Below are 13,993 nucleotides of genomic sequence, written 5' to 3'. Positions count from 1 at the left end.
CCTTGAGGGGCAGAAAACGAACAGGCGAGGGCCATGGAAGGTTTTACAATAATTGACGGGGTTGTGGCCCTGATCATCGTGCTGTCGGGCTTGCTGGCCTATTCGCGCGGTTTCATGCGCGAGGTTTTGGCCATCGCAGGTTGGGTCGCCGCGGCAGTTCTAGCATTCATCTTTGCGCCGCAGGCTGTGCCGCTGGTCAAAGAAGTGCCAGTGGTCGGTGAATTCCTGCGCGACAGTTGTGAGCTTTCGGTGATTACCGGCTTTGCCGCCGTCTTCGCCATTGCACTGATCGTAGTCAGCATCTTCACGCCGCTATTCTCTTCACTGGTGCAGCGTTCCGCGCTTGGTGGGCTGGATCAGGCGCTTGGCTTCTTCTTCGGCATCGCCCGCGGCATCCTGTTGGTTGCCATCGCGTTCTTTGTCTACGACACGGTGATGACCGGCCAGTCTTATACCATGGTTGATGAAAGCCGCTCTGCCAAAGTGTTCGAACAGTTCAGCGGACAGATCGAAGAACAAAACCCCGAGGCGGCGCTGGGTTGGGTTACCGCCCAGTACGAAGAGCTGGTCGCAAGCTGCACCGCCGACAACGCCTCTGAGGGCTAATCAAACCAAATTCCAACGAGAAGCCCGGTTTCAGCCGGGCTTTTTTGCGTTTGGTTCGGAAAAATCAGATAAACCCTTCGCCACCACAAATATTGCAACGGATGGTCTTCAGGCCAAAGCATCCGTCACATCGGCTTGAGATCGGCTTGCCATACTGGTCTCGGCTCTTGATCACTTCACCGGTTCCCTTGCAGATCTCGCAGGGTGCGCGCCCTGCCCCACGACATCGGTGGCAACGCCGCTTGACAGGTTTGTCCTTCGGTGTGTTTTGCTTGTGTTGCCACATGGCGTCTGCTCCACCAGGTATTGCCGGACTGCATGCAAAAAACCTTCGTAATGATATGACAGCATAGGTCTGTACATTTGTCATCCTAAACCCGCGGCGTGTACAATTCGCACCTGCGTCAAATCGCGAATGTGATCCTTTGATGACACACGCATCGTTTGGCATTATGTGGTGGCCATACCGACATGGAATCGGAGCTGCCGACCTTGCTGTATCTGTTTTCTTATGCGCTAGCCGCTTTCGTGCTTGTGCCTCAGTCCCGTGCAAACGGACCAAAACACACCATTCAGATACCCGTGCGCACCCGATCCGACCTGAACGCCATCCTAAGCAAGTCATAGAAATTGGAGCCCGTGTATGTGTGGGATTTTGGGGATCGCAAGCCGGACACATGATGTCTTTGCGGAAATCTATGACGGCTTGCTGATGCTTCAGCACCGAGGTCAGGACGCCTCGGGGATCGTCACCTACAACGGCGAGTTCTTCCGTGAGAAGAAAGCAAATGGTCTCGTCAAAGACGTGTTCAATGCCAGTGACGCCGAAACCCTGTTGGGAAAGGTCGGCATGGGCCATGTCCGCTATCCAACCGCTGGCTCGCTCAGCGCGGCCGAGGCGCAACCATTTTTCGTGAACGCGCCTTATGGCATCTATCTGGTTCATAACGGCAACATCACCAATACCGAAGAACAGCGCGAAAAGGTAACTGCCAAATACAGCCGTCACCTACGCACAACTTCGGATTCAGAGGTCCTTCTGAACGTACTGGCCGACAAGGTCGCTGATGCGATCAAGGTCAATGGTAATGCTGATCCGATCCGCAACCTGTTTGCCGGTGTCAAAATGACGATGGAGCGGGTTCAGGGGGCGTATTCGGTGATCTGCCTCGTCGCGGGCGTAGGGATGCTGGCCTTCCGCGATCCTTACGGCATCCGACCTTTGTCTGTTGCCAAGCGTGCTGCAACTGGTGACGGCGATGATTATGCCTTTGCGTCCGAAGATGTGGCATTCGGCATCAACGGTTTTGACAAGCTGCGCGACCTAGGTCCCGGCGAGGCGATCCTTATCGACCTCGACGGCAATATGCACGAGTTCCAGGCCGTTGAAGGTAAACTGACACCCTGCATCTTCGAGTATGTCTATCTAGCCCGACCGGATTCGCTGCTGGATGGGGTGTCGGTTTACAAAACCCAGATGCGAATGGGGCAGACGCTGGCCAAGCAAATTCAGGACTCGGGACTTGAGATCGACCGGATCATCCCTGTGCCAGATAGCGCCCGCCCTGTCGCGCTTGAGGCCGCAAAGATCACAGGCATTCCCTATCGCGAGGGGCTTGTTAAGAACCGTTATGTTGGCCGCACCTTCATCATGCCAGGCCAGGAAGAACGGCAGAAATCCGTGCGTCGCAAACTGAACGCGGTGCCTTTGGAGTTTGACGGTCATAACGTACTGCTGATCGACGATTCGATCGTGCGCGGCAATACAATCAAAAAGATCGTCCAGATGTGCCGTGAGGCCGGCGCCAAAAAGGTCTACATCGCCAGCGCCTCGCCCCCGGTGAAATACCCCAATGTCTATGGCATCGATATGCCCACCCGACACGAGCTTGTCGCGAATGGCAAAGAGATCGAGGAGATTCGCGAAGAACTGGGTGCGGATGCGCTGTTCTACCAACATCTCGACGATCTGATCTGGGCTGCCAAGGAAGGCAACCCCGAGATCGAAGCCTTTGACTGTTCCTGCTTTGACGGCAACTACGTCACCGGCGTCGATGAGGAATATCTGGGCAGCCTAGAAAACAGCAGTCGGGTCAGCAAGAAGCGTGAAGATATGCAGGTGGTCGGCAGTTCGTGGAACGCGGCGAAACTTGCCTCGGGGTGATCGGGCGAATCGCTTTGTCCTGAGGCGTCGGCCAAGAGACTTGCGCTAGCCGCCATAGGTCAGAATCCGCCGACAACCTATTGCTGAACAGGCTGCATTTGCAAAGGGTTCGGTATGCGGCATTCGAACCGCTTCCAACCGAGTGCTGCCGGCCTTTTGGTCCGGCAAAGCCCGTGTTACCCGGATGCCGAAAACCACTCACAAAACGGGGTCCGGGCGCGCAGCTCGGCCACAGATCATGGCAAACGCAACGGTGAAAAGCGCCGCCACACAGGCGGGGGCGCTCAAGAAAAACGCGGTCTCGGTATTGGGTATTTTTGGACCCAAGGCGGACCTGCAAGCCCTGGTCCGCATGTCGTCGGGGCGCATTAAGAAAGTGAAACCCGGCAGTCGTGTCGGCCCGGGTAAGGTCGTCGCCATTGATGAAAATGGTGTTGTGCTGCGACAAAGCGGCCAGAACCGCCGGATCGACATCCCCGGCAGCTGATCCTGACTTGACGCCCTGCGCGTGCAGGTTCAAACCCCCCTCATGACCGATCAGACCAAAATCGCCCTTATCACCGGGGCTTCTCGCGGGTTGGGCGCGGCGCTGGCCGAAGCGCTGGCCCCCGACTATCACATCGTCGCTGTCGCTCGCACTCAGGGCGGGCTGGAAGAGCTGGATGACCGCATCCAGGCGAAGGGTGGCTTGGCCACTCTGGCCCCCATGGACATCACCGATCCCAATGCGATGGCGACCCTGTGCCGGAGCATTCACGATCGCTGGGGCAAGATCGATTTGTGGTTGCATACTGCAATCCACACTTCAGCCCTGACGCCAGTGCATTTCGTTGATCCGAAGGAATGGAACAAGGCAGTCAGCATCAATGCAAACGCCACCTCGGTTCTGATCCCGTATGTCTCGCCTTTGTTGGGCGAAACTGGCCATGCCGTGTTCTTCGATGACCCCAAGGCAGGCGAGAAGTTCTATGGCATCTACGGCGCCACCAAAGCGGCACAGATGGCGCTGGCTCGCAGCTGGGCGACCGAGACCGCGCGGACGGGACCGCGCGTGTCGATTGTTGAGCCTGCACCGATGCCGACCGCTGTCCGTGCACGTTTCCATCCAGGTGAAGATCGGGATGTATTAACCAGTACTGCGGATGAAGCGGCGCGGATCATAGCACTGTTGTGAGAATGGCCCTGACGGGCCATGCCTCCGGCGGAGGTATTTCTGGCCAGATGAAGCGGGCGGACTAACCGATATGGACGCCGTTTCGCCCGGCGAGGTCGACGAAGAATTGCCAGGCGACGCGGCCCGAGCGTGCCCCCCGGGTGGCTTGCCACTCGATGGCTTCGGCGCGCAGAGTTTCGGGATCAACCTTGACGCCATGAGCGGCGCAGTAGCGATCGATCATCGCTAGATATTCGTCCTGATCGCAGGGGTGGAACCCCAGCCACAGGCCGAAACGGTCAGAGAGTGAGACCTTCTCCTCGACCGCCTCGGACGGATTAATGGCGCTGGAGCGTTCGTTTTCGATCATGTCGCGCGGCATCAGGTGGCGGCGGTTTGATGTGGCGTAGAACACAACGTTTTCCGGGCGACCTTCGATACCGCCATCCAGCACGGCCTTGAGCGATTTGTAATGCTGGTCATCGTGGCTGAACGACAAATCATCGCAAAACAGGATGAACCTGTGCGGCGCGGCACGCAGGTGGTTCAGCAAACGCGCGACCGAGCCCATATCCTCGCGCTGCAATTCGACCAGTTTCAGGTCAGGATGCTCATCCTGCAACGTACCGTGCACCGCTTTGACGAGGCTGGATTTCCCCATTCCGCGCGCGCCCCACAAGAGCGCGTTATTAGCCTTGTAACCCGCAGCAAAGCGGCGCGTGTTGTCCAGCAACGTATCGCGGGAGCGGTTGATCCCCACCAATAGATCAAGGTCGACCCGATTGACCTGTGTGACGGGTTCCAGCCGGTCAGGCTCGACATGCCAGACGAAAGCCGGGGCCGCGTTGAAATCAGGTGTCGCCAGCGGCGCGGGCGCCATGCGTTCCAACGCGTCCGCAATGCGATTCAGGGCTTGGTCGTCCATCGGCTCCTCCGGGATGTTCTGGCGGAGTTCAACCATGTTCCGATCAACACAACAAGAGTAGCAATTGAAAAAGGCGCGCCTACCTTGGGCGCGCCTTTAGAGCTATTGGAACAGGTTACTTGTTCTCTTCGTAATCCTGCATCACGTCTGCGTCGGCTTCGGCCTCTTCATCGTCGTAGTATCCATCGGCGCGCAACTGTTCTTCGCGCTTCTTCTCGACACGGGCGACCAGGAATATTGAAATTTCATAGAGCCCGTAAACCACGACAAAGAGGATGATCTGGGTGATCACGTCCGGCGGTGTGACAATCGCAGCCAACACCAGAATGCCTACCACCGCATATTTACGCACTGCCCCCAGACCTTCGGCACTGACAAGTCCGGCCTTACCCATCAGTGTCAGCAATACGGGCAATTGAAAGCACAGGCCAAAGGCCACGATGAACTTGATGGTCAGGTTGAGATATTCCTGCGCCGAACCCTGAAACACCACGCTCAAAGGTGCGGTTGCGCCTTCTGCTACAGCTTCCCCTTCCGCTCCAAATTGCTGGAAACCGAGGAAGAAGTCATAGGCCAATGGCGTGACCACATAAAAAGCGAAGCTTGCGCCCAGCAGGAACATGAAGGGAGAGGCCAGCATGAACGGCAGAAACGCGTTCTTTTCCGACTTATACAGGCCCGGCGCCACGAACCTCCACATCTGCATCCCGATATAGGGAAAGGCCAGAATGAACCCGCCCAGCAGCGAAACCTTGATCGCTACAAAGAACCCTTCCTGCGGCGAGATGAAGATCAGCCCGCAATCCTGTCCACGCTCGGTCAACACCTCACATAGCGGTTGCGTGAGGAAGTTGAACAGTGGCGTGGCCACGGTGAAACAGATGATCATGCCGATCAGAAACGCCACAACGCAGTGGATCAGCCGCGTACGTAGCTCGGCCAGGTGCTCGATCAGGGGTGCCGAGCTGTCCTCGATCTCGTCGGTCTTGGTCATGTTTTGCTTTCGGTTTTCAGCGCTGCTTCGGCCTCTTCCGCCTTGGCCAGCGCATCCGCGGCTTCCTTGGCCTTGCGCTCAGCGGCAGCGCGGGCCGTTGTGGCTTGGATCTTCTTGGCTTGCTCTGCTCGCTCGGTGGCCAGCTTGCCGGTCTCGCTGTCAGGGTCGAACTTGGTTGGGTCGATGGATTTGGCCACGTCGCGCGCGGCTTCGTTGATCCCGTCCATCGCTGTACTAACCGGGTTGGTCGCCGCGTTCAGGCCCTTCTTGATCTCATTGACGCCTGCTTCGTCCGCAGCCTCGTTCATTGCAGTGCTGAATTCGCGCGCCATGCCGCGCGCCTTTCCGACGAACCGTCCGACATTGCGGAACAGCAAAGGCAGGTCCTTTGGTCCCACCACGATCAACGCGACGATGCCGATGACCAGAAGCTCGGTCCAGCCCAGATCAAACATCTAGGCTCAGACCTTGTCTTTGTCAGTCTCAGGCGTGACGTCCTTGGCCAGCTCGGACGCATCCTGCTCCAGTTCTTCCGAACCTTCCTTGATGCCTTTTTTGAACGAGGTAATGCCTTTACCCACTTCACCCATCAGCGAGCTGATCTTGCCGCGTCCAAACAGGACGAGAACCACAACAGCAATCAGCAGGATACCCGGAAGGCCAATATTGTTGAGCATGACTTGTCTCCTTCTACGTCGGCGCAGCGCGCCGTGAATATGTCTGGCCCCGTGTCTACGCCCGTACGGGCATCAGCAAAAGTGCGACAGATCAAATCCGCGCGCAAAATTGAACGGATCATGCGTTTTTTGCGGACTCGCATTTCTCAACTGACAGGTTTATGTCAGTTGATATCACCTAGAAGGACGATATCGAAACCTGGTCTACGGAGAACCACATGACCCATGTCGCAGAAATCGTCACCTTTACCCTTGCCGACGGCACAAAGCCCGAACAGTTCGTCAGGCTAAGCCAAGCCTCCGAAGCCTTCGTCCGCGCGGCTCCCGGCTTTACCCACCGCCAGCTAAGCCATGGCGAAGATGGCCGCTGGACCGACTATGTCGTCTGGACCGATATGAAATCCGCAAAGGATGCCGCTGCTGCATTCATGCAACAGGATTTTGCACCCGCTCTGATGGCGGCAATCAACCCCGACAGCGCCCAGATGCGTCACGAGACCGTGCTATGGAACATGACCGCCTAAGGGCGGCTCAGACGGCGTGTCATGCGCCGCACTGACCGCCTGTTCGACATCATACAGATCCTGCGCGATGGTAACTTGCACCGCGCGCAGGACATCGCGGACCGACTTGAGGTGTCGGTCCGTACGATCTATCGCGATATGGACACGTTGGTGGCCTCGGGCGTTCCTGTAGAAGGCGAACGCGGCGTAGGTTACATGGTGCGTGAACAGATCACGCTGCCCCCGCTAAACCTGACACCCGCCGAGCTTGAGGCTCTGAACCTCGGCATGGCGATCGTTGCCGAGGCCGCCGATCCCGATCTTAAATCCGCCGCGGAATCTCTGGCCGAGAAAATCGACGCCGTCTTGCCCACGCAGGTCATTGCCGAGGCCGACAGCTGGAAATTCGCGGTCTATCCCTTCGCTGATGTCGTACGCGGAATGGCACATATGGCCCCGATCCGCGCCGCGATCAAATCGCGCCAGAAATTGCAGCTCAGCTACCGTCGCATTGACGGCGCGCTGACCGAACGCACCATCCGACCGCTGCATATGGAATACTGGGGCCGTGTCTGGACACTGACTACCTGGTGCGAGCTGCGCAACGACTTCCGCGTCTTCCGCATCGACCTGATAGAAAACGTCACGCCTCTACCGGAACTCTTTATCGACGAACCGGGTAAACGGCTCAGCGACTACGATCCCAATGCGTGATCCGTCCTTCATCTGGCCCCAAATACCTCCGCCGGAGGCATGGCCCGGAACGGGCCATTTCGGTCACTTCAGGTAAGGCTCGGGATCAACCGACTCGAACCCTTTGCGCACTTCGAAGTGCACATATGCATTGTCGCCTCCGCGCAGCGAGGCGATCTTTTGTCCCCGTCGCACCCGATCACCTTTCTTGATGGTGATATTGTCGACATTGGCATAAACAGTCAGCAAGTCATTGTTGTGTTTCACAACGATGATCGGAACCTGATCCGCATCCGCGGTGATCGCGGCGACCGTGCCTGCCTCGGCCGCACTGACCGACGCGCCTGGCGCTGCGGCGATATCTATCCCCTCATTCTTACCCTTCTTGTAGGTCCGAATGATGGTGCCGCTCACCGGGCTTGCCAGCGCCGAGCTTCCCGAATTGGTCGGGGCCTCGGCTGTGATATCCGGCGCAGGCGTTGCCGCGGCAACTTTCTCATCCGGCAATGGCTGCGTCGCGCTCGGCGGCGTAGGAGTTGGTGAGCCTTCCCCCGGTTGGGTTACCGCAGTTGCCGTGGCGGCCGGCGCTGCTGCCCGAGGTGCCGGTTGATTCTTGACCGGGATTAACAGGTACTGGTCTTCGCGCACCATAAAGTCTGGTCCCAAACCGTTCCATTCTGCCAGAGACTCCACAGGCACCTGATAGAGCCGCGAAATTGTATAGGCTGTCTCACCCCGTTTGACCTTGTGCCGGATCGGCTCAGGCCCCGTAGCAACCGGTGCCGGAGCCGCAGCAGGTTGCGCGGGCTCCAATGTCGATGTCTGAACAGATCCTGTGTCCGGTGCCTCGTCAATCGCGGTTCCGGCAATGGTCGCAATATCAACATTGCTCGTCCCACCGACCGAGCGCGGCAAGGCCAGAACTTCACCGTCACGCAGGCTGTCATTTGGCTGCAATCCGTTAAACCGGGCCAATTCGGCCACCGGCATGCCGATCCGGGTGGCGACATCGCCAACTGTATCCCCACGGCGGGCTACCGCGACCTGATAGTTCGGATAGGTGATCACGCCACGCGCATCCGGCGTCGGGCGGTTGGCGGTCGCTGCAAGGGCGGCATCTGCAGTGGAAAACCCGCCGACATTGCCGCGCAGGTCATAGTCATATGGCCCTTCACACCCGGCCAGAATTGCCAGCGCTGCAACACCTGTCGCATAGCGGCGCATTGCTGATTTGGAAACTGCTCTCATTTTACTGTCCTCAACACCTGCCCCTGTTCTCCGGGGTTCTGGCGCCTCTAATATACCTTTACGCTCCGTCTTTTCCCAGCCCCTCAAGCAAGGGCACAAAACGAACCGGCAACAATTCGTCATAGTCCAGACCGGTTTCAGTGCGCGTGACCCGGATTAGGGTCTGCACCGCGTCCGACTGGCCCACGGGTAACACCATGATACCGCCGATTTTCAACTGCGCCAAGAGCGGCCCCGGAGGATCTTCGGCGGCCGCGGTCACAATGATACGGTCAAACGGGGCCTGCTCGGACAGTCCAAATGATCCATCCGACAGCATCGCGGTCACATTCGTCAGCCCCAGCTCACGGAACAGTTCTCCCGTTTCGCGCACCAGCCTCTTGTGCCGCTCAACCGTGTAGACCCGGCGCGCCAGCTTGGACAGGATCGCCGCCTGATAGCCCGAGCCGGTGCCGACCTCTAGAACCGTATCACGCGGACGCACCTGCAGCGCCTGCGTCATCAGCCCCACAACCGAAGGCTGGCTGATGGTTTGTCCACAGGCAATCGGCAGCGGAGTGTCCTCATAGGCCCGGTCCGCGAACAGGCCTTTCACAAACTGCCCCCGGTCAACCTGCTCCATCGCCGCCAGTACACGTGCATCCGTCACCCCGCGCGAGCGCAAGGCAAACAGGAACTGCATTATGGTTTCTGCGCTTGGTCCAGTCATTCGATGACCTTTAGCGCCTCGAGCGTGTCGTATGCAGTCAGATCAGCGCGCATCGGAGTGACCGAGATATATCCTTCCAGATTGACCGCCGCATCCGTGCCCGGAGCAGTCGGGTTATGTTGATACCCGCCCTTAATCCAAAGGAACCGGCGACCCGAGGGCGAGCTGTGCGGCTCGACAGAGAAATGTGTATCGCGTCGGTACCCCTGCGGGGCCACGCGCGTACCCAGCACCTCATCTGCGGGAACCGGAGGGAAATTCACATTATAGAACAGACGATAGTCGCCCTGCTGCTCGGGTGTCGCATCAAGAATGCGGCGCACCAGATCGGCCCCAAATTTGGCAGCCGCCTCAAACGGATCGTCCAGCCCCAGATTGCGCGGCCCGAAATACTGAGACAAGGCAATCGCGGGCACACCTTGCAACGCCGCCTCCATCGCGCCGCCGATAGTACCCGAATACAGCGTGTTTTCAGCCGAGTTGTTGCCCCGGTTCACCCCTGACAACACCAGATCGGGCGGGGCGTCCTTCATCACATCGTGCAAACCGGCCAACACGCAATCCGCCGGAGACCCTTCGGCGGCATAGCGACGCTCGCCTAGTTTGGCGACCATCATTGGGTGGGTATAGCTAATGCAATGGCCCACGCCTGACTGCTCAAAGGCAGGCGCGACGACCCAGACCTCGCCATCGGGACCGGCCAGTTCAGCCGCGATCGCTTCAAGCACAATCAGTCCCGGCGCATTGATGCCGTCATCATTGGTCAGAAGAATTCGCATGCCCGGTCCACCCCTCGTTTTGCCCTTGATAGACCCGCCTCAGCGCTGCGACAAGCAATGCACATGCGCAATCTGAGGCTTTCACGCACCACTTGGATGAAAATGCAGGATTTGAGCGTCAGGCCGGGAATACAAAACACCGGTCGCGGCGAATGGTCAGCCACATGACACGGCCCTCTTTGGGCACAAAGACGTTCGGGACCGTCGCCTTCAGGATCGAGCCATCATAGTCCATGCGAAACTCGACAAGGCTTTCATTTCCCAAAAACCGAGCACGCTCAACCACGCCTCGGGCGGCAATGCCGTCTGTCGGCGTCGGCGCAGGCCCTTTGCCATTGCGGTCGAAGTCCAGCTTGACGTGCTGGGGTCGAAACACGATTTCAACATCGGTCGCGTCCGGCACACCGGGCGCAAGAAAACGGCCAAACGGAGTATGCGCCAACGCACCATTAACTTGAGCCTTCAACACATTGATATCACTAAAAAACGAAACTGCTGCCTTGTCTGCAGGCCGGGTATAGACATTGTATGGCGCCCCCTGCTGCACAATCTTGCCGCGCCGCATCAGCGCGATTTCATCAGCCATTCGCATCGCCTCGTCCGGCTCATGCGTGACCAATAGAACAGCAGCGTCCTCTTCTTTGAGGACTGCGAGCGTTTCGTCCCGAATGCCGTCGCGCAGACGGTTATCGAGGCCCGAGAACGGCTCATCCATCAGCATGATCCGCGGGCGTGGGGCCAACGCACGCGCCAGAGCAACCCGCTGCTGCTCACCCCCAGATAACTGATGCGGAAATCCATCGATGAACCGCATCAGATCGACCTTGGTCAGCAGTTCCTCGACCCGCGCGCGTTTCTGCTCTTTGCTGCCTTTCAGGCCGAACGCGACGTTATCCGCTACGCTGAGATGTGGAAACAGCGCAAAATCCTGAAACATCAGCCCAATCTCGCGCCGTTCGGGCGGTACGCGGAATACCGTGTCACAGATCAGCTTGCCATCGACGTAAATCTCGCCCGAGGTCTGCATTTCGACCCCCGCGATCATCCGCAAGGTGGTCGACTTTCCGCAGCCCGAAGGCCCCAGCAGGCAAGTCACCTGCCCTGCGTGCACGGTCAACGATACATCATCCACGACCGTCCGCCCGCCAAAGCGCGCAATCAGATTGCGGATTTCCAATCGAGGAGGAGTTGTCGTCACTGTCACCGATGGACCCCATTGCCTTTCCCGATCAAATCCATCGGGCTTAGGCGGGGATAACAACCCCGCCCATCAGGCGCAAGGGATCAGCAGCACCCGGTCGAGGCAGCTTCGCCCTGTACAACAAACGGGCTATCCCCGCCGCAGCCTTCGAAAATCCCGTAATGGGTCGAAAAATCGCCGATGAACTCAAAATGCCGTGCAAAACGGGTGTCTTGCAACATCATCCACGTGTTGCCACAGACCGGGAATACTTTGCCGACCTCGATCGTATGGTGGTCATCCAGTACAAATTCATGCGGCGCATGCGGCACTGTGCCCTTGTAGATCACAGCCTGACCGTAATCCTCGCACGCAGGCTCCAACTCCGGCAGCTTGAAAAGACGGTAGGTGGCCGAGATAAAGCTCAGCGGTGCGACCCGTTCTTCAAGAATTGGGTTTTCGATCGTCAAAGGACGATGCGTCACCCGACGGGGATCGCTGAACCCGACCGCGCGCGACATCGACAGAAAATCGTTCCAATAGAGCGCACCCGACAGGCATTCGCCATACAGGATCTCATCCTCGGCCATCGCCTTGGGCACCCGGCGGTCGGCATAGACGTCCGAGAAATACATCTCGCCACCCTCTTTCAGCAGCCGATGCGCACCGCGCAGCACAGCAGCCTTGTCGGTCGCCAGATTGATCACGCAGTTTGAGACGATGATATCGAACGATCCCGGTTCGAGGTCCAGCTCATCCAGCTTTTCGATATAGCCTTGGTGAAACTCGACATTGCTGGCCGAATGTCCGAATGCCAGCGCGTGATGGTCCTGATGCGAACGCGCCGCGTCGAGCTGCTCAGGCGTCATGTCAACGCCGACAACACGGCCCTTTTCACCGACCATCGCGGATAAAGCATACACATCGCGCCCCGCACCACAGCCCAGATCCAGGATACGCATTCCCTCCAGATCCAACGGAGCAATCAGCCCGCATCCATAGTAACGTGTCAGCACATCATCATGAATTTGCGACAGAATTTTCTTGAAGTGATCCGGCATATCATCCGGAGTACAGCAGGCATTTGTTTGCAAATCCGCGCTGCCTTGCAACACCTCACCATAGTAGTTCTGCACAGCCTCGTGCTTCATCGGGGCAATCCTTTTGTCACTGGTCTTTTGCAGCTAGTGCAGCAATCCACACCACGCAATCCACCAGCGCCCGATCTGACGAAACCGTGACAGGGCTCAGGCGAGCAGGTCGAAATCGACGCCTGCGTGCACGCGGCCGTTCACTTGAATCTCCAACCGATGCGGCCCAGGAACCAACTTGAATGTTGTTGCATTGCCCTTCAGCTTGTGTCGCTTTCTAAGTGTCAACTGACCACCTGTAAGCTCGGCCTGTTTCAACTTGTGAACCTTGGGTGAGATCTTTCCGCCAGGTCGTTGGAAATGAACGATATAGTCGACCAAGACTGGCTGATCTTCTGCGCCGCTTAGGCGGGTTTCAAACTCCAGCGCTTCACCAATCCGGGCCGGACCGTTTACCTGAATCTCAACCGCAATATCTGCATCGGGATCGTATCCAAGCACCTTCATCGCCTTGGGATGCCCAGATTTCACAAGGCCTCGTAATGCATGAGATGTCATCCAGTTCAGTTCGTCCTTGTCCTGCCGCGCTGCCTTGCCCCAATCCCGCAGACGTTCCAGCACCAGATCGGGGTCTTTCTTGGTGATATCATTCAGATGATTGGCGACCGAGCGCGTCACATAGCGCGTCCGATCCCCGTGCAACCGGTCCAATAACGGCAATGGGTCTGACATTGCTAAGCCAACGGCCTGCCCCCACGGTAAACGCGGCCGCGTGCCCTCGCTGACCAGACGACGCACGTGATAGCTGGGATGGGTGCACCAGCCCTGCATCCGCGCCATGACCAGTTCGGAGTGGTGATTGAGGAACGGGCGGATCGCCCATTCCATCGAAAATCTCTGGGTCAGCTCTTCGAATACATCCAGCGCCAAAGCGGGATGATCCAGGCCGATTGCACAAACCCAATCGCCCAAGGGCGCAAAGATAAAGTCTCCGAAGTCATCATCACTTTTGGCGGGGTCCAGCGGAGGCGGCAGCGCCCGCAGAATGATCGGTGCCACTGCCGGCAAATCGCCAGGCACCGATTCTTGCAGACACTCTGCAATCCACGCCATACGCTCTTTCAGTTCAAGCTCGGGCAAACGCGACATCACTTTCGCCGCGAATGCTTCTTCTTTGAAATCGGAAACAGCATTGGCGAACAAGCCCGCAAGAAAGCTCACCTTTTCCGCGTTGAACAACTGATCTTTCAGAGAAAAGTTCTGTGCCATAC

General features: G+C 58.0%; 16 protein-coding genes. 6 read left to right on the top strand and 10 right to left on the bottom strand.

The annotated features are described in order from the left end of the window. Nucleotides 1–33: 33 nt before the first annotated feature. From ACR0DE_RS10360 to ACR0DE_RS10345, 4 genes are all read left to right on the top strand, one after another. Complete coding sequence (locus ACR0DE_RS10360) at nt 34–606, top strand: CvpA family protein (protein ID WP_170406144.1); 573 nt, start codon at nt 34–36, stop codon at nt 604–606. Between the two features lie 643 nt (nt 607–1,249). Then, nucleotides 1,250–2,770 carry an amidophosphoribosyltransferase gene (gene purF, locus ACR0DE_RS10355; protein ID WP_170396815.1) on the top strand — a complete coding sequence of 507 codons (1,521 nt, stop codon included), beginning with the start codon at nt 1,250–1,252 and terminating at the stop codon, nt 2,768–2,770. Nucleotides 2,771–3,008: 238 nt separating this feature from the next. After that, a complete protein-coding gene (locus ACR0DE_RS10350) occupies nt 3,009–3,257 on the top strand; it encodes a hypothetical protein (protein ID WP_170396813.1) in 249 nt (82 codons plus the stop codon). Nucleotides 3,258–3,299: 42 nt separating this feature from the next. After that, nucleotides 3,300–3,944, top strand: a complete 645-nt coding sequence (locus tag ACR0DE_RS10345) for an SDR family NAD(P)-dependent oxidoreductase (protein ID WP_480753018.1) — start codon at nt 3,300–3,302, stop codon at nt 3,942–3,944. 61 nt (nt 3,945–4,005) lie between these two features. On the opposite strand, the gene ACR0DE_RS10340 is transcribed toward ACR0DE_RS10345, so the two are convergent. The 4 genes from ACR0DE_RS10340 to ACR0DE_RS10325 form a co-directional block, all read right to left on the bottom strand. Next, nucleotides 4,006–4,848, bottom strand: coding sequence for an ATP-binding protein (locus tag ACR0DE_RS10340; RefSeq protein WP_170396985.1), 843 nt, complete (start codon nt 4,846–4,848; stop codon nt 4,006–4,008). Between the two features lie 115 nt (nt 4,849–4,963). Then, the gene (tatC, locus tag ACR0DE_RS10335) at nt 4,964–5,842 is read right to left on the bottom strand and encodes a twin-arginine translocase subunit TatC (RefSeq protein WP_170396809.1); all 879 of its coding nucleotides are present in this window, start codon (nt 5,840–5,842) and stop codon (nt 4,964–4,966) included. Then, nucleotides 5,839–6,297 carry a Sec-independent protein translocase protein TatB gene (gene tatB / locus ACR0DE_RS10330; RefSeq protein WP_480753014.1) on the bottom strand — a complete coding sequence of 153 codons (459 nt, stop codon included), beginning with the start codon at nt 6,295–6,297 and terminating at the stop codon, nt 5,839–5,841. Before tatB ends, tatC begins: the two co-directional genes overlap by 4 nt. Nucleotides 6,298–6,303: 6 nt before the next feature. Then, nucleotides 6,304–6,519: a twin-arginine translocase TatA/TatE family subunit gene (locus ACR0DE_RS10325; RefSeq protein ID WP_010440381.1), complete on the bottom strand. Its 216-nt coding sequence runs from the start codon at nt 6,517–6,519 to the stop codon at nt 6,304–6,306. Nucleotides 6,520–6,737: 218 nt separating this feature from the next. On the opposite strand from ACR0DE_RS10325, the gene ACR0DE_RS10320 reads away from it, so the two are divergent. Both ACR0DE_RS10320 and ACR0DE_RS10315 read left to right on the top strand, forming a co-directional pair. Then, on the top strand, nt 6,738–7,043 hold the full coding sequence (locus ACR0DE_RS10320; RefSeq protein WP_170406158.1) for a hypothetical protein: 306 nt from the start codon (nt 6,738–6,740) through the stop codon (nt 7,041–7,043). A gap of 21 nt (nt 7,044–7,064) precedes the next feature. Then, nucleotides 7,065–7,736, top strand: coding sequence for a helix-turn-helix transcriptional regulator (locus tag ACR0DE_RS10315; RefSeq protein ID WP_480753011.1), 672 nt, complete (start codon nt 7,065–7,067; stop codon nt 7,734–7,736). 63 nt (nt 7,737–7,799) lie between these two features. Here ACR0DE_RS10315 and ACR0DE_RS10310 read toward each other — a convergent pair whose 3' ends face one another. The 6 genes from ACR0DE_RS10310 to ACR0DE_RS10285 form a co-directional block, all read right to left on the bottom strand. After that, nucleotides 7,800–8,963: a peptidoglycan DD-metalloendopeptidase family protein gene (locus ACR0DE_RS10310; RefSeq protein ID WP_170406164.1), complete on the bottom strand. Its 1,164-nt coding sequence runs from the start codon at nt 8,961–8,963 to the stop codon at nt 7,800–7,802. Between the two features lie 58 nt (nt 8,964–9,021). Next, entirely contained in the window at nt 9,022–9,672 is a 651-nt protein-coding gene (locus ACR0DE_RS10305) for a protein-L-isoaspartate(D-aspartate) O-methyltransferase (protein ID WP_170509978.1), read from the bottom strand. Next, nucleotides 9,669–10,451 (bottom strand): 5'/3'-nucleotidase SurE, encoded by a 783-nt coding sequence (surE, locus tag ACR0DE_RS10300; protein WP_170406170.1) that lies wholly within the window; start codon nt 10,449–10,451, stop codon nt 9,669–9,671. Before surE ends, ACR0DE_RS10305 begins: the two co-directional genes overlap by 4 nt. A 118-nt stretch (nt 10,452–10,569) precedes the next feature. Continuing rightward, on the bottom strand, nt 10,570–11,655 hold the full coding sequence (locus ACR0DE_RS10295) for an ABC transporter ATP-binding protein (protein WP_170396795.1): 1,086 nt from the start codon (nt 11,653–11,655) through the stop codon (nt 10,570–10,572). 80 nt (nt 11,656–11,735) lie between these two features. Then, complete coding sequence (locus ACR0DE_RS10290; RefSeq protein ID WP_480753009.1) at nt 11,736–12,782, bottom strand: methyltransferase domain-containing protein; 1,047 nt, start codon at nt 12,780–12,782, stop codon at nt 11,736–11,738. Between the two features lie 96 nt (nt 12,783–12,878). Next, the gene (locus ACR0DE_RS10285) at nt 12,879–13,991 is read right to left on the bottom strand and encodes a hypothetical protein (protein ID WP_170567097.1); all 1,113 of its coding nucleotides are present in this window, start codon (nt 13,989–13,991) and stop codon (nt 12,879–12,881) included. Between the last annotated feature and the right edge of the window lie 2 nt (nt 13,992–13,993).

It is taken from the genome of Ruegeria sp. C10 (assembly GCF_056537805.1).
The sequence above is the reverse complement of the archived record's forward strand: the minus strand, read 5'-3'. Positions and strand labels throughout refer to the sequence as shown.

Bases quoted from the DNA above. Each gene is read 5' to 3' on its own strand.
- ACR0DE_RS10360 (WP_170406144.1), top strand. From the start codon at position 34: ATGGAAGGTTTTACAATAATTGACGGGGTTGTGGCCCTGATCATCGTG.
- purF (WP_170396815.1), top strand. From the start codon at position 1,250: ATGTGTGGGATTTTGGGGATCGCAAGCCGGACACATGATGTCTTTGCG.
- ACR0DE_RS10350 (WP_170396813.1), top strand. From the start codon at position 3,009: ATGGCAAACGCAACGGTGAAAAGCGCCGCCACACAGGCGGGGGCGCTC.
- ACR0DE_RS10345 (WP_480753018.1), top strand. From the start codon at position 3,300: ATGACCGATCAGACCAAAATCGCCCTTATCACCGGGGCTTCTCGCGGG.
- ACR0DE_RS10340 (WP_170396985.1), bottom strand. From the start codon at position 4,848: ATGGACGACCAAGCCCTGAATCGCATTGCGGACGCGTTGGAACGCATG.
- tatC (WP_170396809.1), bottom strand. From the start codon at position 5,842: ATGACCAAGACCGACGAGATCGAGGACAGCTCGGCACCCCTGATCGAG.
- tatB (WP_480753014.1), bottom strand. From the start codon at position 6,297: ATGTTTGATCTGGGCTGGACCGAGCTTCTGGTCATCGGCATCGTCGCG.
- ACR0DE_RS10325 (WP_010440381.1), bottom strand. From the start codon at position 6,519: ATGCTCAACAATATTGGCCTTCCGGGTATCCTGCTGATTGCTGTTGTG.
- ACR0DE_RS10320 (WP_170406158.1), top strand. From the start codon at position 6,738: ATGACCCATGTCGCAGAAATCGTCACCTTTACCCTTGCCGACGGCACA.
- ACR0DE_RS10315 (WP_480753011.1), top strand. From the start codon at position 7,065: ATGCGCCGCACTGACCGCCTGTTCGACATCATACAGATCCTGCGCGAT.
- ACR0DE_RS10310 (WP_170406164.1), bottom strand. From the start codon at position 8,963: ATGAGAGCAGTTTCCAAATCAGCAATGCGCCGCTATGCGACAGGTGTT.
- ACR0DE_RS10305 (WP_170509978.1), bottom strand. From the start codon at position 9,672: ATGACTGGACCAAGCGCAGAAACCATAATGCAGTTCCTGTTTGCCTTG.
- surE (WP_170406170.1), bottom strand. From the start codon at position 10,451: ATGCGAATTCTTCTGACCAATGATGACGGCATCAATGCGCCGGGACTG.
- ACR0DE_RS10290 (WP_480753009.1), bottom strand. From the start codon at position 12,782: ATGAAGCACGAGGCTGTGCAGAACTACTATGGTGAGGTGTTGCAAGGC.
- ACR0DE_RS10285 (WP_170567097.1), bottom strand. From the start codon at position 13,991: ATGGCACAGAACTTTTCTCTGAAAGATCAGTTGTTCAACGCGGAAAAG.